Annotated in this window: 22 protein-coding genes; 7 read left to right on the forward strand and 15 right to left on the reverse strand. The window is 69.7% G+C overall.

The genetic code is table 11. The features are described 5' to 3' along the window. Positions 1-46 precede the first annotated feature (46 nt). Positions 47-616: a dihydrofolate reductase family protein gene (locus DAI20_RS12735; protein WP_108251729.1), complete on the reverse strand. Its 570-nt coding sequence runs from the start codon at positions 614-616 to the stop codon at positions 47-49. A 61-nt stretch (positions 617-677) separates the two neighbouring features. Further along, positions 678-1,334, reverse strand: a complete 657-nt coding sequence (locus DAI20_RS12740; RefSeq protein ID WP_159085031.1) for a DNA alkylation repair protein — start codon at positions 1,332-1,334, stop codon at positions 678-680. Between the two features lie 244 nt (positions 1,335-1,578). On the opposite strand from DAI20_RS12740, the gene DAI20_RS12745 reads away from it, so the two are divergent. Then, a complete protein-coding gene (locus tag DAI20_RS12745; protein WP_108251369.1) occupies positions 1,579-2,613 on the forward strand; it encodes a TerC family protein in 1,035 nt (344 codons plus the stop codon). Positions 2,614-2,763: 150 nt separating this feature from the next. On the opposite strand, the gene DAI20_RS12750 is transcribed toward DAI20_RS12745, so the two are convergent. Beyond that, positions 2,764-3,516, reverse strand: coding sequence for an SGNH/GDSL hydrolase family protein (locus DAI20_RS12750; protein ID WP_159085032.1), 753 nt, complete (start codon positions 3,514-3,516; stop codon positions 2,764-2,766). 229 nt (positions 3,517-3,745) lie between these two features. After that, positions 3,746-4,720 (reverse strand): DMT family transporter, encoded by a 975-nt coding sequence (locus DAI20_RS12755; protein WP_108251373.1) that lies wholly within the window; start codon positions 4,718-4,720, stop codon positions 3,746-3,748. A 31-nt stretch (positions 4,721-4,751) separates the two neighbouring features. Here DAI20_RS12755 and DAI20_RS12760 point away from each other — a divergent pair, with 31 nt between their 5' ends. Next, positions 4,752-5,306 (forward strand): helix-turn-helix domain-containing protein, encoded by a 555-nt coding sequence (locus DAI20_RS12760; protein ID WP_108251375.1) that lies wholly within the window; start codon positions 4,752-4,754, stop codon positions 5,304-5,306. A gap of 43 nt (positions 5,307-5,349) precedes the next feature. On the opposite strand, the gene DAI20_RS12765 is transcribed toward DAI20_RS12760, so the two are convergent. The 7 genes from DAI20_RS12765 to DAI20_RS12795 form a co-directional block, all read right to left on the reverse strand. Beyond that, a complete protein-coding gene (locus DAI20_RS12765; RefSeq protein ID WP_108251377.1) occupies positions 5,350-6,714 on the reverse strand; it encodes a flavin monoamine oxidase family protein in 1,365 nt (454 codons plus the stop codon). A gap of 339 nt (positions 6,715-7,053) precedes the next feature. After that, the gene (locus tag DAI20_RS12770) at positions 7,054-7,542 is read right to left on the reverse strand and encodes a hypothetical protein (protein WP_159085033.1); all 489 of its coding nucleotides are present in this window, start codon (positions 7,540-7,542) and stop codon (positions 7,054-7,056) included. Positions 7,543-7,772: 230 nt separating this feature from the next. Beyond that, a complete protein-coding gene (gene nhaA / locus DAI20_RS12775) occupies positions 7,773-9,092 on the reverse strand; it encodes a Na+/H+ antiporter NhaA (protein WP_108251381.1) in 1,320 nt (439 codons plus the stop codon). Positions 9,093-9,167: 75 nt separating this feature from the next. Beyond that, positions 9,168-9,335 carry a hypothetical protein gene (locus DAI20_RS18540; RefSeq protein WP_159085034.1) on the reverse strand — a complete coding sequence of 56 codons (168 nt, stop codon included), beginning with the start codon at positions 9,333-9,335 and terminating at the stop codon, positions 9,168-9,170. A 183-nt stretch (positions 9,336-9,518) separates the two neighbouring features. Continuing rightward, a complete protein-coding gene (locus DAI20_RS12785; protein ID WP_108251385.1) occupies positions 9,519-9,866 on the reverse strand; it encodes a hypothetical protein in 348 nt (115 codons plus the stop codon). 113 nt (positions 9,867-9,979) lie between these two features. Next, positions 9,980-10,720 (reverse strand): MBL fold metallo-hydrolase, encoded by a 741-nt coding sequence (locus tag DAI20_RS12790; RefSeq protein WP_108251387.1) that lies wholly within the window; start codon positions 10,718-10,720, stop codon positions 9,980-9,982. Between the two features lie 24 nt (positions 10,721-10,744). Continuing rightward, positions 10,745-11,644: a class I SAM-dependent methyltransferase gene (locus DAI20_RS12795; protein WP_108251389.1), complete on the reverse strand. Its 900-nt coding sequence runs from the start codon at positions 11,642-11,644 to the stop codon at positions 10,745-10,747. A gap of 101 nt (positions 11,645-11,745) precedes the next feature. Here DAI20_RS12795 and DAI20_RS18545 point away from each other — a divergent pair, with 101 nt between their 5' ends. Further along, positions 11,746-11,886: a hypothetical protein gene (locus DAI20_RS18545; protein WP_159085035.1), complete on the forward strand. Its 141-nt coding sequence runs from the start codon at positions 11,746-11,748 to the stop codon at positions 11,884-11,886. A 3-nt stretch (positions 11,887-11,889) separates the two neighbouring features. Here the strand turns inward: DAI20_RS18545 and DAI20_RS12800 are convergent, their stop codons facing one another. Both DAI20_RS12800 and DAI20_RS12805 read right to left on the reverse strand, forming a co-directional pair. Beyond that, positions 11,890-12,567, reverse strand: coding sequence for a trimeric intracellular cation channel family protein (locus DAI20_RS12800; protein WP_108251391.1), 678 nt, complete (start codon positions 12,565-12,567; stop codon positions 11,890-11,892). 73 nt (positions 12,568-12,640) lie between these two features. Beyond that, a complete protein-coding gene (locus tag DAI20_RS12805; protein ID WP_108251393.1) occupies positions 12,641-13,351 on the reverse strand; it encodes an alpha/beta fold hydrolase in 711 nt (236 codons plus the stop codon). 189 nt (positions 13,352-13,540) lie between these two features. On the opposite strand from DAI20_RS12805, the gene DAI20_RS12810 reads away from it, so the two are divergent. The 3 genes from DAI20_RS12810 to DAI20_RS18550 are packed head-to-tail and all read left to right on the forward strand — an operon-like array spanning position 13,541 to position 15,012. Next, positions 13,541-14,200 (forward strand): GntR family transcriptional regulator, encoded by a 660-nt coding sequence (locus DAI20_RS12810; RefSeq protein ID WP_108251731.1) that lies wholly within the window; start codon positions 13,541-13,543, stop codon positions 14,198-14,200. Positions 14,201-14,240: 40 nt separating this feature from the next. Beyond that, on the forward strand, positions 14,241-14,843 hold the full coding sequence (locus DAI20_RS12815) for an NAD(P)H-dependent oxidoreductase (RefSeq protein WP_108251395.1): 603 nt from the start codon (positions 14,241-14,243) through the stop codon (positions 14,841-14,843). Continuing rightward, the gene (locus DAI20_RS18550) at positions 14,836-15,012 is read left to right on the forward strand and encodes a hypothetical protein (RefSeq protein WP_159085036.1); all 177 of its coding nucleotides are present in this window, start codon (positions 14,836-14,838) and stop codon (positions 15,010-15,012) included. The genes DAI20_RS12815 and DAI20_RS18550 overlap by 8 nt, the downstream gene beginning before the upstream one ends. A 45-nt stretch (positions 15,013-15,057) precedes the next feature. Here DAI20_RS18550 and DAI20_RS12820 read toward each other — a convergent pair whose 3' ends face one another. Further along, the gene (locus DAI20_RS12820; RefSeq protein ID WP_108251397.1) at positions 15,058-15,510 is read right to left on the reverse strand and encodes a DoxX family protein; all 453 of its coding nucleotides are present in this window, start codon (positions 15,508-15,510) and stop codon (positions 15,058-15,060) included. 188 nt (positions 15,511-15,698) lie between these two features. Then, a complete protein-coding gene (locus DAI20_RS12825) occupies positions 15,699-16,781 on the reverse strand; it encodes a helix-turn-helix transcriptional regulator (RefSeq protein ID WP_108251399.1) in 1,083 nt (360 codons plus the stop codon). Positions 16,782-16,885: 104 nt separating this feature from the next. Here DAI20_RS12825 and DAI20_RS12830 point away from each other — a divergent pair, with 104 nt between their 5' ends. Beyond that, positions 16,886-17,347, forward strand: coding sequence for a VOC family protein (locus DAI20_RS12830; protein ID WP_108251733.1), 462 nt, complete (start codon positions 16,886-16,888; stop codon positions 17,345-17,347). Positions 17,348-17,359 lie beyond the last annotated feature (12 nt).

Raw genomic sequence — 17,359 nt, forward strand, 5'->3', positions numbered from 1 at the left:
GCGGGACCGGGTGCAGGCGTTCGACTCGGGGACGCCGGAATCGAAGCTAAGCCAGGGCTCCCATCGGCCGGTATCGCAGCGCCATCGCTCCCGATCGGAAGTCCTGGCGGCCCACGAGCTCCAGCTGGACGCGCTGTCGCAGGCCGGCGAGCAACGTCGGACCGTGACCGGCGAGGACCGGCTGCACGACGAACTCGTACTCGTCGATCAGTCCCAGATTCGCTAGCGCCAGGGGGAGCGTCACGCCCCCCACCCACAGGCCCTCGCCTGGCTGCTGCTTGAGCCGCCGCACCGCCTGGCCCACGTCCTCTCGCACGAGCTCGGCGTTCCAGTCGACCGTGCTCAGCGTGCTCGACACGACGTGCTTCTTCGCCCCGTCGATGGCCTCGGCGAACGGGATCTGCGCATCGTCCATCCAGTCCGGCCAGGTGCCGGCCGCGGGCTTCCGCCACGCCGACTCCATCATCTGGTAGGTCACCCGCCCGAACAGCAGGGCATCGGCCCGCTCCATCTGATCGGTCCAGTAGCGCATCGACTCCGCATCAGGGGGAAGCCCTGCCTCGTGATGGCAGCAGCCGTCGAGCGTCACGTTGATCGAGTATCGGAGCGGTCTCATGGCATGGGTCTCCTCGGAAGCGACGGACCTGGCGGGATCGTTCATCCTCAGCCTGCCTCCACTACTCGGCGAGAGCGGTGCGCGCCGTCCGCCGCGCGTGTGCACTCAGGTCGCCACCGCGGCGAGCGAGGAACTCCTCGAGCACGGCGGCGTCGACACGTCCGATCTCGCGAAGCGCCACGCCGACATTCGTCTGCACGAGGTGTTCGGGATCGTCGGCGAGGATCTCGCACAGGGCGAGCGGGTCGGCGAGGTCTCGCGCACGGATGATCGAGAACGCCGCGGTGATGGCCGTCCGCCGGTGCCATCGATCGGCTGACGAGGCGAGCTCGAAGAGCACGTCCCGTGGCCGGTCGACGAGATATGTCCCGATGACCCGCGGCGCTGCGCGGTCGATGTAGTCCCACGTGTCGATGAGGTCGAGGTTCCGCATCCACACGTCGTACAGCGCTTCCCGGTCGGCGTCCTTGGCCCGTGCGCGGAAATCGAGCACGCTGACCCCCACCATCTTCAGCTCGTACACCCCGGAGGCGAGCAGACGCTCCACCTCGGCAAGGGGCATCCCCGCATTGCGCTTCGCGATGTCGAACACCGTTCCCATCCGGACGCCGATCACCTGCGTCCGGCCGTCGGTCAGGCGCCCGCGAATCTTGTCCGCCTCGACGTCGGACGCTGCCGATTCGAGCGCCTCGCGCACGGTCTCCAGATCGGTTTCCACGCCCTCATCGTGCTCGCGATGCGCTGCAGTGTCCACGACGAACTGCCCGCTTGGTCGAGGCGAGCACTCAGGAAGCATCAAGCGAGTTCGGTATCCTCGTTCCCATCAAGGGGAGTACTCCCGTCAGTGATTGGCCCGTCAGTACGGATGCACCGAAGCGTCCCGGGTCAACGGTCCCGGTTCCATTGGGGCGGAGAAGACCTTGGCGTGTTCATCGACCGCCTGAGCCCCTTGGAGTACCCCTATGCAGGTTTCACCCCTGATCTGGGTCATCACGATCGCCGTGACGATCCTCTTCTTCGTGTACGAGTTCTTCGCGCACGTCCGTAAGCCCCACGAGCCGTCCATTGCCGAGTCGGCGCGCTGGTCCGCCTTCTACATCGGTCTTGCCCTGCTGTTCGGGGTGGGGATCGGAATGACGTCGGGGTGGACCTTCGGCGGGGAGTACTTCGCCGGCTACCTGACCGAGAAGGCGTTGTCGATCGACAACCTCTTCGTCTTCCTCATCGTGATGGCCGGGTTCGCGGTGCCCAAGGTGTACCAGCAGAAGGTGCTGATGATCGGCATCATCATCGCCCTCGTGCTGCGGGGCGGCTTCATCGCGATCGGGGCGGCTCTCATCGAGAACTTCTCCTGGGTGTTCTACATCTTCGGTGCCCTGTTGCTCGTGCTCGCATACCGGCAGGCGTTCGGCGGCCACGACTCGAACCCGGCCGACGGCAAATTCATGACGTGGGTGCGCCGTGTGCTCCCCATCACGGACGAGTACCACGAGGACAAGCTCACCGTGAAGAAGGACGGCAGGCGCTTCGTCACGCCGATGATGCTCACAATCATCGCGATCGGATTCGTCGACCTCATCTTCGCGGTCGACTCGATTCCCGCGATCTACGGCCTGACGGACGAGGCCTACATCGTGTTCACCGCGAACGCGTTCGCGCTCATGGGGCTCAGGCAGCTGTTCTTCCTGATCGGCGGGCTGCTGGAGCGCCTGGTGTACCTCGCGCAGGGACTCGCCGTGATCCTCGCTTTCATCGGTGTGAAGCTCGTGTTCCATGCTCTGCACGTGAACGAGCTGCCGTTCGTCAACGGAGGCGAGCCGCTGCTGTGGGTGCCGGAGATCCCGATCTGGTTCTCGCTCCTCTTCATCGGCGCGACGATCGCCGTCGCGACGGTCGCGAGTCTGCTGAAGACCCGCGGTGGTCAGGGCGAGAACGACGACGAGTCGACGCAGGGCAAGGACATCATCACCGCCGGCTCGTCCCGAGACCAGCACTGATCTCGCGCGCCTCTGCTCGACGCCGAGGCGCAGGCCACACGAATCGTGGTCTGCGTCTCAGGCGGACTCGCGGACAAGCAGATTCAAGCCGATCACGGTCTCCTGAGCCTCGGTCGGAGCGGTGCTCGTCAGCACCCGTTCCAGAGGTCGTCAGAGAACGTGCTCGGCGCCTGCCTCGACCGTCGGCTCTGCGAACGCCGCAACGGGAACCCGATGCAGGGTGAGCTCCTCACTGATCCGTGCGGCGATGCCGCCGGCCCACCGCCTGTACAGGGTCGCGGTCTCCCGTTCGAACTCGTTCGCGGCACTCACCGGGATCAGGGTCACCTGCGGGATTCCCGCGATCACGGTGCTCGTCACGGCATTGAGCGCCTCCGCGTGCCGGTCGACGACCGCCGCAAGCGCAGGGGGGAGATGGGTACGCGGACCGAACGAGGGGACGGAGAGGAGGAAGACCCTGGCCTCGCTCGAGGCGCACTCGGCGACCTCGGCGAGCAACGTCCTCAGCCCGCTCTCCCACTTCCTGACGCTCATCAGAGCGAGCGCCTCGTTGTGGCCCAGGGACAACACGATGACGTCGTATCGGGACAGGTCGACCCCGTCGATGGCAGCTTCGCAACTGAGGACGGTCATCTCCTGGTCGACCACCACGTCGATATCGGTCGCATGGCCGGTCAGAGCCGACAGTTGGCGCGCAAGGTGACCGGGTAGCCCGAGGTCGTGCGTGCGAACGCCGCGCCCCGTTGCCACGCCGTCTCCGGTCAGCAGGATCCGGTCGAGCGTGATGCCTGGCCCGTGGACGTGAGGAGAATCCCCGGCGACGACCTGTCTGCGCCAGGAGTCGGGATTGGTGGCCAGCCAGAGTTCGACAAGCGGACGGACGATGATTTTCGGCAACAGCACGAGCGACCCCAATGAGGGAGAAATGCCGGCACGAGGTCGGCGTGGATCCGTTCAGCGTCTTCGGACGGTCGAGCAGACGCATGGTTCGTCGGGAGTCCAAGCCCATACCTCGCGGCTGCGTTGGAGCAGCCGCGATGATCCCACGCTACGCGCACCACATGCGGTTTCGCCGGTTCGCGCGATATGGATCCCCGCTCCGTCCGGCGGGCAGGTGATTGCGGTCCCGCCCCTAGTGGGTCTCGCCGTCTCCGGCGCGAGCCGCAACGGGGACGGGGGTGGTGCCCGCGGCGGTCTCTCGATCGGGCTCGCCGGCCGCGGTGCTGCGGGCGCGCTTTCGTGGGTTGAGCTCGCTGACGAGGGCGCCGGCGACGATGAACGCCGCGCCGGCTATCGCGATCGGGGGGAGTCGGTCTCCCGCCGCCCGGCCGATGAACGCCGCCCAGACGGGCTCTGCGGCGTAGATGATCGTCGCCCGGGTGGGGGAGACCGACTTCTGCGCCCAGTTCATGGTCAGCTGGATGAGGCAGCTGGCGGCGCCGAGGGCGACGGCCGCTCCCACCCAGATCCACGAGAATGCGGGCGGCTGCTCCGCGACGACCGGCACGGTCACGAATCCGAGCAGGCCGGCGACGAACAGCTGGACGACGGTCACCCGCCCGAGGTGCACTTTGCCCGCGAACCAGCCGATGAGGATGATCTCCGCCGCGATCGGCAGGGTACTGATGATCGTCGCGATCTCGCCGGCGCCGAAGCTGAAGCCGACGCTGCCGGGATCGGCGATCAGCAGCAGACCGATGAAAGCGAGAGCGACACCGATCCAGGTGAACAGCCGGGGCGGTTTCTTGAAGACGAGCCACTGCAGAATCGGGACGAGGGGCACGTAGAGGGCGGTGAGAAACGCCGACGTGCTGCTGTTGATCGTCTGCAGCCCGACGGTCTGCAGACCGTACCCGAGGTAGATCATCACGCCGATCGCGGCTCCCGCCAGCACCTCCCGACCCGTGATGCCTCGAAGGACGCGGGCGAAGAGGATAGCGCTGATGATGCCGGCCGTCACGAAACGCGTGCCGACGAAGAACCACGGCCCGCTGTACTGCACGGCGATGTGGACGATGAGGAAGGTCGACCCCCACACGGCCGTGATGAGGACGAGGGCCAGTTCCTGCCGGGAGATCACGCGACGCTTCGGCAGGGAGTGCAACATGCTGCACACTCTATGGTGCAGGATAGTGCACATGCAAACCGCGGGTACACCGGCAGTCCTGGCGCACGTCGGCGGCAACGTCCGACGCTACAGAGCGGAGGCGGGCCTCAGCCAGGTCGCCCTCGCCGACCGGTCGGGAGTCAGCCGGCGCACGATCCTCAAGCTCGAGGCGGGCGAGGCGAACATCAGCCTGACCGGGCTCGATCATCTCGCCGATGCCTTGGGCGTCACGTTCGTGGATCTCGTGGCGGCACCGACGGCACGGCGCGTGGACATCAACGAGCTCGCCTGGCGGGGGAGTCGACCGGAGAGTGTCGCGATGCTGCTTGCCTCCGTTCCCGCCGCCTCGGAAGCCCAGCTCTGGACCTGGACGCTCGGGCCCGGGGACCGGTACGACGCCGAGCCCGACCCGGCCGGATGGTCGGAGATGATCCTCGTCACCGCCGGGTCTCTCCGGATCGAGCAGCACGGCGGCACGACCGAACTCGGTGTCGGCGACCACCTCGCCTTCCCGACCGCGCAGCGATACGCGTACGTGAACCCCGGCGACACGCTGGTCCGATTCGTTCGCGTCGTCGTGAGCTGACGCCGCAAGAAGCCCCGCCGCCGCTTCCGCGCGAATCATGCGGTCAGCGTTTCGCCCAGATCTCGTCGAGTGCTACGGGTCGGCCGAGGACGTTCGATGCTGCCCGATGGCCCGAGTACATGGCGGCGGCGACCGTCGCCGGGTCGTCCGACCAGGTCGCCTCGCCGGCGATGTGGAGCACTCCGCCGATCGGCGTAGCGAGGGCGTCGTGGTCCTCCGTGGTCGAACCGACGGTCATGTACGCGTACGACCCGCGAGCGAAGGGATCGTCCTGCCAGGCGGTGACGTGCGCGGAGACGGGGTGCTCGACGCGGTCGCCATAGAGCCGTCGCAGCTGCGCGAGGGTCGACTCGACGACGCGCTCGTCGGTCCAATTCCGGATCGCGAGGGCGGCCGGACCCGCGGCGAAGGTGAGGAGCGTCGGCGTGCCGTGCAGGGGAGTGAGGTCGTACCAGGAGTGCCACCAGGCGCCCTCGGGGCCCTGCTGGCGGATCGCGTAGACCTCGTCGTCCCAGAACTTCGATGGGAACCGCAGGATGACCTTCTCGAACGCGTTCATCGCCAGCCGGCCCAGGGCACCGGCGACGCGGTCGGGCAGCGGCGGTTCGACGACGAAGTCCTCCGACCGGAGCACGCCGACCGGCACCGTGATGACGGCGCCGGCGGCAGCGTGCGTTCCGTGCTCGGTTGTGACTATGACGCCGGCGCCCGACCAGTGCACCCGCGACACGACGTGCTCGAGGCGGATGTCGAGTCCGGTCGCCAGGTGCGCGGCGAGCATGTCGTACCCGTCCGGGAACACGACCTCGTCGCCGTCGATGGAATCGTCGTCGAGGCCGTGCGCGGCGAGATCCTCGATCCACACGCCGTACTGCTCCTCGGTGCGATGCTGAAGGAACTCGCGGACGCGCTCCGTCCGATCCTCGTCCCAGCTCGTGGATCCGAGCGCCGCTTCGGTGACGTCACGGTACGAGGCGTGAGGGGCCGATTCCGCGATCGCGCCGAGGAGCCGAGCGTCGACGGCGCGGATGTCCTCCGCGAACCGGTGCGCCGCTGGGGCTGAGAGGGGCTGCCCATCCGGGCCGTAATAGGCGATAGGGCGACTGTCCGGCTGGTACCCGCCCACCGTGAACTCCGTGGTGCGCAGCCCGAACGCCGCGGCAGCCGCAGCGACGGGACTGCCGTCGATGCCATGGATCCAGGACGCGCCGAGGTCGGTCACACGCCCTCCCGCGCGGTCCGTCCACACCCGCCCGCCCACCCGGTCGCGAGCCTCGAGCACCACGACGCGTCGGCCGGCCCTCGTCAGGAGGCGGGCTGCCGTCAGGCCCGCCACGCCGGCACCGATCACGACAGTGTCGACGGTGTCGACGGGGTCCACGGTGTCGACGGGGTCCACGGTGTCCATCGCGGCCCTCCTCCTCGCGCAGCGAGCTCTGCGTGCTCCGACGCTATCGGTCCGGCCGCCCGCTGCGTCACGCGGGGTTGGGGTGCAACACCTCGTCGTGCCTGTCGATGAAGGCACCCCATCGGCGGTGGTCGATCGTCATCAGAACGGCCGCCAGGAGGACAACCCGGCCGCAAGAAGGTGCAGCCACCGCACGACGTCAAGATCGGTGGCGATGGCGAGACCGATCATCGCCAGCGCGGGCGCCGCGTAGAGCGGCAGGACGCCTTCCGCGGCCGAGCGGGACTCCTTGGCGATGGCCAGCAGCGACCCGTCACGAGGAACGCGCTACCGGGTCACTCAGGCGGCGGACCGCAGGTCGAGGGCCAGGTCGCGACACAGCTGCCGGTACGTCGCAGGCGCCTTGCCGTCGAAATGCCGCTGGCCGTGCTGCCAGCCCTCCATCCACGGCAGCACCCAGAGCCGCGAGACCACCTTTCCCAGCTGGCGCTCGAGCAGACGGACCTGTGCGCCGCGAGACTCTCGCCGCTCCGGGATGAGGACCACGCCGTGCAGGCGCACGTGCGTGCTCAGCTCGTCGCCTCTCGCCTCGAGAGCGGCTCGGTGAGCGGCCGCCACCCCCTCCTCCGTCAGCCGGGCCACCAGCGTCACGTCGTGCGAGGCGCCGGACACCGATCGGAGGGGCCACGCGTGGTCCGCCGCGCGCGTGCCCGCCGTCAACTCCGCCAGCGTGGTCTCTCCGGCTCCGGCGTGGACACCGAGCCACCACATGTTCGCCTGAGCCCGCACGACCCGCCGCGGCAACGGCTGCCAGTCGGCCGTGGTCACAGCCGCCGGATCCCCGCTCGACCGCCGCCGGCCCGGTGAAACGATGCCGCCCCAGTCACTCACGCGTTCCTTGATCATCACGCACCCCCATGCTGTGTGAACCCCTGCCCTCCATTCTGCCCCTGCTGGCTCCTGGTCGCACTCCCGCGGTCGACAACGGCCGTCGTCTCGAACCGGCGCTCACGGCTGCCGGTGGGGTGCCGTTCCGGTCGCAGTGATGACGACGGGGATCAGGCGCCGGTCGCCGTGCGCGGGACGCCGTCGGCGTGCGGATCGGTGCCCGTGCCGACCTTGCGGTAGTGACGGTTCCGGACGGCGAGGATGGTGCCTCCGATGACCGCAGCGAGGAATGAGCCCGCGAGCACGCCGACTTTCACATGATCGTCGGACGCGCTGCCGGCGCCGTAGGAGAGTTCCCCGACGAGCAGGGAGACGGTGAAGCCGATGCCGGCGACGAACGCCATGCCGACCACGTCGATCCAGCGGAGCGCCGGATCGAGGGCGATCCCGCGAAAGCGGGTGAGGAGGAACGTGCTGCCGGTGATGCCGACCGCCTTGCCGATGACCAGGCCGGCGATGATCCCGACCGCGATCGAGTCCTGGAACGACTCGAGCAGGCCGGCGAAGCCGCCGACGGTGACGCCGGCGGAGAAGAAGGCGAACACGGGAACGGCGAACGCCGTGGAGAGCACGCTCCACCGGTCGGCGAAGTGCGCAGCGAGTCCGTCGTAGAGGGGACGGCCGCTGCCGTCCGTGCCGACCTTCACGCGGGCCCGCTTCGTGGCGATGACCGGAACCACGAATCCCAGGAGTACGCCGGCGACGGTCGCGTGGATGCCGGCGGCGTGCACGAGCGCCCAGGTCATCACGCCGAGGGGGATCAGGATCCACCAGGCGCGCACACCCCGCTGCACGCACACGGCGAAGACGGCGAGCGGGATCAGCGCGAGACCGAGCATCAGCAGATCGATGCCCGCGGTGTAGAAGACGGCGATGATCGTGATGGCGATGAGGTCGTCGACCACGGCCAGAGTGAGCAGGAACGTGCGCAGCGCAGGCGGCAGGAACTTCCCGACGACGGCGATGACGGCGACCGCGAACGCGATGTCGGTCGCGGCCGGGATGGCCCAGCCGGCGAGCGCACTGCCGCCTCGGGGCAGGTTCACCGCCACGAAGATCAGGGCGGGCACGACGACGCCGCCCACCGCGGCGACGATCGGCACGATGGCCGTGCGGGGGTTGCGGAGCTTGCCCGCAACGAACTCCTCCTTGAGTTCGAGGCCGACGACGAAGAAGAAGATGGCGAGCAGGCCATCGGCGGCCCATGCACCGACGCTGAGATTCAGGTGCAGGGCCTCGGGTCCGAAGCGGAAGTCCCGGACCGACTCGTACAGCCCGGCGGCCGGGCTGTTGGCGATGACCAGCGCGAGCAGGGTCGCCGCGAGGAGAATGGCTCCTCCCACGGTGTCCTCGCGGAGCGTCTGGTGAATTCCGCGCCAGAGGGCGTGAGGAGCTTGATCGGCGGGCAGGTCGGCGTGCTGATGCGACATGGGGGATCCATCCTGAGGGGAGGCGAACGCGGGGATGCGCGGCCGCTATCTCTCAGAAGGAGGGGCGGTCGCGGATCAGCGGCGCGGCGGCGGGCAGCCGGCGATCTCGCCGTGCGCGTTGGTGCCCCAGGAGCTCAGCCATCCGTTCGTGCCCGAGGCGCGCTTGGTCAGCAGCAGCCGGTTCGGAAACGCCGCCGCCGCCCGCGCGCGGGCGCGCGGGACCGATGCGGTGAACGGGAACATGTCGCCAGTGTACCGGGGCGACCCGGTGGGAGCCGGGGGAGCAGTGATCCCGGCGGGCCGAGGGAGGACCCCACCCAGGCGACCCGCCACTGCCAGCCCAGCCCCATCAGCCGGCCGTGAAGCTGACCCGGTTTCGACCTCATCCGCCACCATCGACAGGTCTGCGCCGCAGGGGCGGTGCGATCAGTAGTCGCTGAAGATGCCGAAGTCGTCGAGGTCCGGGACGTCCTCCATCTCGTCCGGCCACGACGGCCGACCCGGCTCCAACTCGCGCGTCATCGCCTCGAGCCGCTCGATGATGACCGGGTCATCGAGATCGCTCGCGGGCTGCTCGACGGGGATCGAATAGATCTGGCTCGCGGGGCCGATGATGAGATGGGCGAGAACGGGGGTGCCGCCCTCGGCGAGCATCGGTATGGACACGACGTCGGACTGGCCCGCGTTCGCCAACGCCCGGGAGTATCGCAGGACCGCTTTGCACGTGAGATCACCGACGAGGATGTGATCGCCCGCGTAGAAGAGCTTTCTCATTTCTCCACTGTCCCGCCGTCGAGGAGGGCGGGACAGTGGCTTGCCGGTAGCCCCTTCCTCCCCTATAGAACGCATGCGGGCACCGCCGTTCCGGTTCGGGGCTGGAGCGCGCGTTACGCCACCAGCGCGCGGGCGACCGCGTCGGCGGGCTTCCCCGCCCAGCTCTGCCCGTGTCCCGGCAGCAGCACCTCGGCGTCGAGCGCGGCGAGGTGCACCAGTGACCGTCGCGCCGTTTCGGTGTCGGCGTGGAACATCGGGAGCAGCAGTTGGGGTCCGGAGCGCCGCGAGGTGCGATGCCCGGTCACGAGCGCGTCCCCGACAACGACGGCGCCCTCGCCCTCGAAATGGAACATCGTGCTGCCGGTGGTGTGTCCGGACGCGGCGACCGCCGCCGGCCTGCCCGGCACGTCGACCCTGCCGCCGCAATCGGGCACGGCGCGAGCGCTGGGCACCGCCAACCCCGGCTGCCCGCGAAGAAGCGGCAGGATCTCCACCGCCCAGGCCAGGACCCCGGGACGGAACGCGTTGCGCAGCACGTCGGGTGGGCCGACCTGCTCGAGGAACTCGCGCCTCAGGTGCGGCACCTCCCGCTCCCCGCCGAACACGGGCACCCCGTACTCGTCGGCAAGCCAGGAGGCGCCGCCCAGGTGATCCGCGTGTGCGTGCGTCACCAGGACCGCGTCGACATCGCCGGGGCTCCGTCCCACCCGCCCGAGCGACTCCTCGAGCTCGGCGCGTTGACCGAGATAGCCCGAGTCAAGGAGGACCAGGCCGTCCGGGCCGCGATAGATCGTCCAGTTCGCGTGCTTCGTCCTGGCGAAGTGCAGCCGTGACGTTATCTGTTGCAGGTGCATGGGGGCATCCTCTCCCGCCAGCCGTCAGGAGGGCGCCAGGGCCCCGACCAGGATCGGTCCGCCCGGCACCGTCTCGAAGCGCCTCACGTCTTCGAAGCCTCGCCGGCTCAGCCGCCGCACCACCTCGCTCGCCGTGAGCGTGCCCCCGCCCGTGAGCGATGCGAGCCAGGCACCGGCCGCGGCGGCGCGCCGATCCTCGACGTCCGGCTGCGTGCCGAGGACGAGCAGGCCCGCCGGTCGGAGGGCGGCGGTCACCCGCGTCACCGCCTGGTCGACGATGCCGTCCGGAAGGAACGGCAGGGGCATCCAGACGACGTCGTAGCGCTTCAGCTCGTCGAGCTCGGTCACGTCCTGGCGGCGGTAGTGGATGCGGGCCGAGACCTCACCCGGAGCGGCGGTGAGTCGCTCCCGGGCGATCTCGAGCGGCCGGTCCGCGATGTCGATCCCGGTCACCTCGACCCGCGGCAGCGACTCGGCGAGAGCGGAGGCGATCGCCCCGATGCCCGTACCGACGTCGAGCACGCGCGCGCGTGATCCGGGCTCGAGGAACCCGTAGGCCGGTCCGATGCGCGACAGCAGCACGCGAGCCATGAGGACGGACGAGCGCCCCTGCGCCACGAGAACGTCGTCGCTCAGATCCGACCACGTCTCTGTCGCACCCGCACCCGCGGCCGCGGCCTGGTTCAGAAGGCTGACGAGGTTGTTCCCCCGCGGCTGTCGCTCCCGCCACAGGGCGTCCAGGACGCCTTCCGCGCCTCCGGGCAGCGTCTCCAGCACGGCGGCGCGCGCGGGGTCCACCCGGAGAGCCTCGGCAGGGCTGCCTGCTCGCCCGTCACGGAGAGCGGATGCAAGGGCGGCCGCGACGATCGACGAGGTCGTGAGCTCGCTGATGGTGGTGGCCGGGTCGGAGTGCGATGCAAGCACGGTGGTGTCATCCGTTCTGATCGTGGCGGAGGTAGGGGTATCGAGCAGACCGCGGTCACGGGGACTCCTGGTCCACCGGCACCGTTCGCTAGGGTTTCGACATGGATCAGCACATTCCGGGCCCTGACGAATCGGCCATCCCCGAGCTCGAGGTCGACGAGACCGTCGCCCCGCGGCCGGAGGAGGAGATCGCCGACATCGGTCGCGCTGAGCCGGACGTCGAGGACCACCGCCGGTCCTGATCCTCAGGTGGTGCCGTCCGAGGGCTGAGGCGCCTCCCGCCGTCTCGCCCTCAGGGGGCGCTGCTCCGGAAAGGTCCAGCCGAAGTAGACCGACGCGAGGCGCACGGCGGCGGTCACGGTCACACACACCAGCCCCGCGATCGGCACCGGCGTGCCGAGTGACACGAGCACGATGAGGGTGCCGGCGCCGGCCGCCGCGGCGACGGCGTACAGGGTACCGACGTGGAGGAAGGAGATCGGGAGGTTCAGCAGCACGTCCCGCAGCATCCCGCCGCCGATGGCCCCGATGACGCCGACCACGAGGGCGCCGACCTCGCCGACGCCGAGAGACAGGGCCTTCGAGGCGGCGATCGCCCCGAACAGTCCCATGACGACGGCGTCCAGCGTCGTGATGCCCCACTCCGCCCGAGCGAGCACCGGCTGCACGGCCATGCCGAGCATGGCGGATGCTCCGGCCACGGTCACGTACCAGTTCATCCAGAAGACCACGGGCCGTTCATCGAGCACGATGTCGCGAAGCACGCTGCCGCCGAGCGACACGGCGAGACCGATCACGATGACCCCGAGCACATCGATGCGGCGCTCTCGCAGCCCCGCGGCGAACAGCGCGCCCTGGAGGCCGCCCAGGCCGGCGGCGAGGAGCTCGACCCAGAGCGTCACCGAGAACGGGGTGACGGTCATGCGGGTTCCTCCTCGAACGGGGCCGGCTCACGGAGCGTGAGCCGGCCCGAGGGGTGCGACATCGGAGGGAGCGTCAGCCGACGCTGACGGGCACGTTCCGCGCGGCGGTGACGATGACCTCGGCGATCGCGGCGGGCTGCGAGACGAACAGCGCGTGGCTGGCCGGCACGGTCGTGATGCTCGCGCCGATCCGTGTGGCCATGTGCTGCAGCATCGCCTGATCGAACGCGTTGTCCTCCGTACCGATCACGGCCCAGCTCGGCTTGTCCCGCCAGGCCGCGTTCCCCACCGGGGTACTGAAGACCGACATGTTGATGGGCACCTGCGAGTCCCGGAGGAAGGCCGCGTCCGCTTTCCCGAGGTCTGCGGCGAAGCCGATGGCGAACTTCTCGGGGTTGAGGAAGCCGAATCCGTCGTCGCCCACGTCGATGACGAAGTGGGGAGTCGGGCCGAAGCCCTCGTACTGCTGCGCAGTCGTCTCACCGGCGTCGGGCGCCAGGGCCGACACGTAGACCAGGCCGGCGACGTTCGGATGCACGCCGGCCTCGGTGATGACGGTGCCGCCCCAGGAGTGGCCGACGAGGATCGTCGCGCCGTCCTGCCTGTCGAGCACCCGGGTGGTCGCCGCGACGTCGTCCGCGAGCGAGGTGAGCGGGATCTGGGCGATCGTGACGTGGTATCCCTGGGCCACCAGCGCGTCGTACACGCCGCGCCAGCCCGATCCGTCCGCGAACGCGCCGTGCACGAGCACGACGTTGGAGATGTCTTCGGAAGCGTTGCTCATGGTGCTTGTTCCTCTCCGTTCTCGCGCCGCGGGGCGGCGCGACTTGTTTTGTGGAGGCGGCGGCGCCGCATGCCGATACGCAATATATTGCGTATCGGCAACGGATGCAAGGGGGAGTGGGAGGCGCAGAAGACCCGGCCGAGCGCGCGTCGATTTGCAGCCCCGACGATGTTGTACGCAATGTATTACATGCCGATTCCTCCGAACGCCGCCGCCGTCGACCGCTCCCTCCTCCGGGACGACATCTACCGGCGACTGCGGGACGCCATCGTCGACGGCACGTTCGCGCCGGGGGAGCAGCTCAAGGACGGCGACCTGGCGGCCTGGCTCGGGGTCAGCCGCACGCCTGTGCGCGAGGCCCTGCTGCGCCTCGGGGCGAGTGGGCTCGTGGTGGCGGTGCCCGGCCGGTCGACGGCCGTGAGCACGATCGACCCGCGGGCGGTCCGGGATGCGCGGGACGTGATCGCGGCTCTGCACGGACTCGCCGTCCGGGAGACCACCGGCCGGCTTCCCGCCGACGCGCTCGACCGCATGCGGGACGCCAATCGCCGCTTCGCCGAGGCGCTCGACGCCGGCGACGTAGCCGCCGCGCTCGACGCCGACGACGAGTTGCACGGGATCCCCGTGGCCGCGCTCGGCAATCGCGCTCTCGAGGCCGTGCTGGAACAGTTCGGTCCGTTGATCCGCCGGGCCGAACTGGTGCGGTTCACGGGCGACGCGCACGAGTCCGTAGAGCGGCACGAGCAACTGATCGAACTCCTCGCCGCGGGCGACGCTCAGGGAGCAGAGTCGGTGACGTTCGACATCTGGCACAGCCTGCCGGCGGAGGGGAACACCGACCAGCGCTAGCGAGCACCCGCTCGATCAGCCGGAATGGGCAGAATGGAGTGTGCAGACACTCATCGTGACGGCCCACCCCGATCCTGACTCGCTGACCAGCGGCATCGCCCGCCGCCTCGAGCACGCGCTGCAGCCCGGGACGGTCATCGTCGCGGATCTCGCGGCCGAGGGATTCGACCCGAGGTTCACGCTTGCCGACCGGCACACGTACCGGGTCGGCGGAGACTTCGCCCCGGACGTGGCACGCGAGCATCAGCGGCTGGCTGCGGCGGCGCACCTGGTGCTGGTGTTCCCGGTCTACTGGTGGTCGATGCCCGCGCTGCTCAAGGGGTGGATCGATCGCGTGTTCGTCAACGGCTGGGCATTCGACGTGGACGCGAGCGGGGGGATGCGCCGCAACCTCGGCGCACTCACGATCCACCTGGTGCCCGTCGCGGGGGACGACGCCGACCTGTACGAACGCCACGGTTACGAGCTGTCACTGCGGACGCAGATCGAGCACGGCGTCATCGACTACTGCGGCAGCCGCCGAGGCGCGACGGTGTTCGTGAACGAGTCGGAGCAGGACGACGCCGCGGCCCGCGAACGGGCGGTGCACTCCGCGGTGCACGCGGTCCGGAGCGCGATCCACGATGGAGCGAGCCATGACTGATCCCGCGGAGAACCCCGAGGAGGAGACCCAGGAACAGCGGGCCCTCCGTCACATCAGCGCGATGGCCGACGGCGAGGACATCGCGGGAACCGCCAGCCGGCTGTCCAACGACTTCACCGACCGGCTGACGGCGCGCATCGCCGGCTGGTTCCGGCGCAGCCGCGACTGACGGCCACCGGAAGGGAGCCGGTGAGGCTGTGCCCGGCGCGCCCCGTCAGGCGAGCGCCGCCAGGGCGCGGTTCCTGCTGCGCCCGAAGATGAGGGCGTCGAGGGAGAAGCGTCCGGCGCCGGCCAGGGCGAGCGCGGCCGCGCCTGCGGCAAGCACGAGCACGAGCTCGTATCCGCCGTTGTCGACGAAGAGACCGGCGGGAGCGTGCACCAGGAAGAGTGCCGCGAGCATGTCAAACGCCAGGAGCGCGGCCACCGGACGCACGAGAACGCCGAGGATGAGCGCGGCGCCGCCGAGGAGCTCGAGGAAGGCGATGGCCGGGGCGATCAGCTGCGCTGACGGCACGCCCATCTCTGCGAAGGCAGCCTGGGTACCGGGAATGGTGAACTCGAAGACCTTCTGCCAGCCGTGGGCGAGGAAGACGACGCCCAGGGCGACGCGGAGAACGGTGAGCGCGAGGGTGGACTGGGTGCGAGCGGCGTGAGCCTGAGGAGACATGGAAGATCCTTTTCTGTCTGTCGGGGCTGGAGGCTGGGGACCGGGGTGTGAGCACCGGTACCGCCACGGCGTTACTTGTCGCTTCAATCAACACGGTAACGGCAGGTGGTTGTAGCGTCAACATCCTCGCGGCGAAGCGTAGGACTCACCCAGCTCGGATCCAGCCGTGACTCCTTGGCGTTCTGCCGTCACAGATCGGGGTCGGAGTGCCCCGGTCCCGAACTCCCGGTGGCGGCGTTGCGGGCCGCGAGCCGCGCGAATGCCTGCCTCAGTTCGGGCGGGTCGAGAACGTCGATGTCGGTGTCGAAGCGGTTGAGGGACGCGGCGAGTGCCATCCAGGACCACGAGCCGGACTGGAGGATGCACCGGTCGGGCCCCAGGTCCTCGACGACGCCGTCACCGGCGAACGGGAGCACCTCGGCTGCGGCCTGATGGAGGACGACCCTGCCCGTGCAGGGCCAACCGCCGGCGCGGTCGGACCCGCGGAAGTGGCCCGCGAGGTAGCTCGCGGCATCGACACCGCCCGGGAGTTCGCGCGGACGGAATCGCGGGCCCGTCGGGGTCCGCGGGGCGATCCGGTCGGCGCGGAAGGTACGCCAGTCCTCGGCGTCGAGATCCCAGCCCACGAGGTACCAGCGCCCCAGGGAGGTCGCCAGCGAGTGCGGCTCGACTCGCCGGGGCGCCCTGCCGTCTGCCGGGCGGGAGCCGGTGCCGGTGCCGGCCTCGTCGCCGTCGCCGTCGCCGTCGCCATGGTCATCGTGCGTGGCGTTCGCCCCGCCGGGTCTCGCGTAGTCGAAGCGCAGGACCTCCCGGGCGCGCACGGCGGTCGACAGGGCGACGAGCACCTGTGGAGCGACGCTCGCGCCCGCACTTCCGCCGGGCCGCGCCGGGACGGTCTCGAATGCGAGGCTGTCAAGGCGATGGCGAAGCCGGGAGGGCATCACCTGCCGCACTGTGGTCAGCGCACGGACCGCGGCCTCCTCGATGCCGACACCGGACTGGCTCGCCGCGTGCAGGGCGACGGCGAGGGCGACCACCTGCTCGTCGTCGAAGAGCAGCGGCGGGAGTTCGGTGCCGGCGTCGAGGCGGTAGCCACCGTCCGGCCCCATCGTCGCCCGGATCGTGTAGCCCATCTCCCGGAGCCGGTCGATGTCGCGGCGGACGGTGCGGTGACTGATCTGCAGCCGCTCGGCGAGCAGGGCGCCCGGCCAGTCCCGCCTCGTCTGCAGCAGCGACAGGAGAGCGAGCAGCCGGGACGTGGTCGTGGTCACGCTGCGATCGTATTCCGCGTCTAGGACCGATTCTGACCTACATGGTTGCCATGCTCGAGCTGCCCGGGACAGGCCCCGGGCACGATCCCCTGGAGCAGACAGACATGAGCATCACCACGACCACTCACCTCAACTTCGGCGGCGACGCGCGATCGGCCCTCGAGTTCTACGCCTCGGTCTTCGGCGGCAGCGCCACCATCGCGACCTACGGCGACTTCGGCATGCCGAAGGACGCCCCGGGCGCCGACGACGTCGTGTTCGGCAGCGTGGAGACCTCGGCCGGCTTCCGAGTGATGGCGTACGACGTCCCTGGCAGCGCCGGTGCGTCGGCGACCGCAGGCACCACCCGCCGGGAGCACGGTATGACGATCACGGATCAGCCGTTCTTCGTCTCGGTGCGGGGCGACTCCCTCGAGGAGGTCCAGGGCTACTGGAGCGCCCTCGCGGTCGGGGCGACGGTCGTGGAGCCGCTTGCCGCATCCGCGTGGAGCCCGGGATTCGGGATGCTCACCGACGGCTTCGGCGTCACATGGATCCTCGACGTCGCCGCCGCCCGATCCGCGTAGTGACTACGGGGC

The organism is Planctomonas deserti, from assembly GCF_003067705.1.
Taxonomy (GTDB): Bacteria; Actinomycetota; Actinomycetes; order Actinomycetales; family Microbacteriaceae; genus Planctomonas; species Planctomonas deserti.

Excerpts from the sequence above, each read along its gene's own strand:
- DAI20_RS12735 (WP_108251729.1), bottom strand. The coding sequence starts at position 616 with ATGAGACCGCTCCGATACTCGATCAACGTGACGCTCGACGGCTGCTGC.
- DAI20_RS12745 (WP_108251369.1), top strand. The coding sequence starts at position 1,579 with ATGCAGGTTTCACCCCTGATCTGGGTCATCACGATCGCCGTGACGATC.
- DAI20_RS12755 (WP_108251373.1), bottom strand. The coding sequence starts at position 4,720 with ATGTTGCACTCCCTGCCGAAGCGTCGCGTGATCTCCCGGCAGGAACTG.
- DAI20_RS12760 (WP_108251375.1), top strand. The coding sequence starts at position 4,752 with ATGCAAACCGCGGGTACACCGGCAGTCCTGGCGCACGTCGGCGGCAAC.
- DAI20_RS12765 (WP_108251377.1), bottom strand. The coding sequence starts at position 6,714 with ATGGACACCGTGGACCCCGTCGACACCGTGGACCCCGTCGACACCGTC.
- nhaA (WP_108251381.1), bottom strand. The coding sequence starts at position 9,092 with ATGTCGCATCAGCACGCCGACCTGCCCGCCGATCAAGCTCCTCACGCC.
- DAI20_RS18540 (WP_159085034.1), bottom strand. The coding sequence starts at position 9,335 with ATGTTCCCGTTCACCGCATCGGTCCCGCGCGCCCGCGCGCGGGCGGCG.
- DAI20_RS12785 (WP_108251385.1), bottom strand. The coding sequence starts at position 9,866 with ATGAGAAAGCTCTTCTACGCGGGCGATCACATCCTCGTCGGTGATCTC.
- DAI20_RS12790 (WP_108251387.1), bottom strand. The coding sequence starts at position 10,720 with ATGCACCTGCAACAGATAACGTCACGGCTGCACTTCGCCAGGACGAAG.
- DAI20_RS18545 (WP_159085035.1), top strand. The coding sequence starts at position 11,746 with ATGGATCAGCACATTCCGGGCCCTGACGAATCGGCCATCCCCGAGCTC.
- DAI20_RS12800 (WP_108251391.1), bottom strand. The coding sequence starts at position 12,567 with ATGACCGTCACCCCGTTCTCGGTGACGCTCTGGGTCGAGCTCCTCGCC.
- DAI20_RS12805 (WP_108251393.1), bottom strand. The coding sequence starts at position 13,351 with ATGAGCAACGCTTCCGAAGACATCTCCAACGTCGTGCTCGTGCACGGC.
- DAI20_RS12810 (WP_108251731.1), top strand. The coding sequence starts at position 13,541 with ATGCCGATTCCTCCGAACGCCGCCGCCGTCGACCGCTCCCTCCTCCGG.
- DAI20_RS18550 (WP_159085036.1), top strand. The coding sequence starts at position 14,836 with ATGACTGATCCCGCGGAGAACCCCGAGGAGGAGACCCAGGAACAGCGG.
- DAI20_RS12820 (WP_108251397.1), bottom strand. The coding sequence starts at position 15,510 with ATGTCTCCTCAGGCTCACGCCGCTCGCACCCAGTCCACCCTCGCGCTC.
- DAI20_RS12830 (WP_108251733.1), top strand. The coding sequence starts at position 16,886 with ATGAGCATCACCACGACCACTCACCTCAACTTCGGCGGCGACGCGCGA.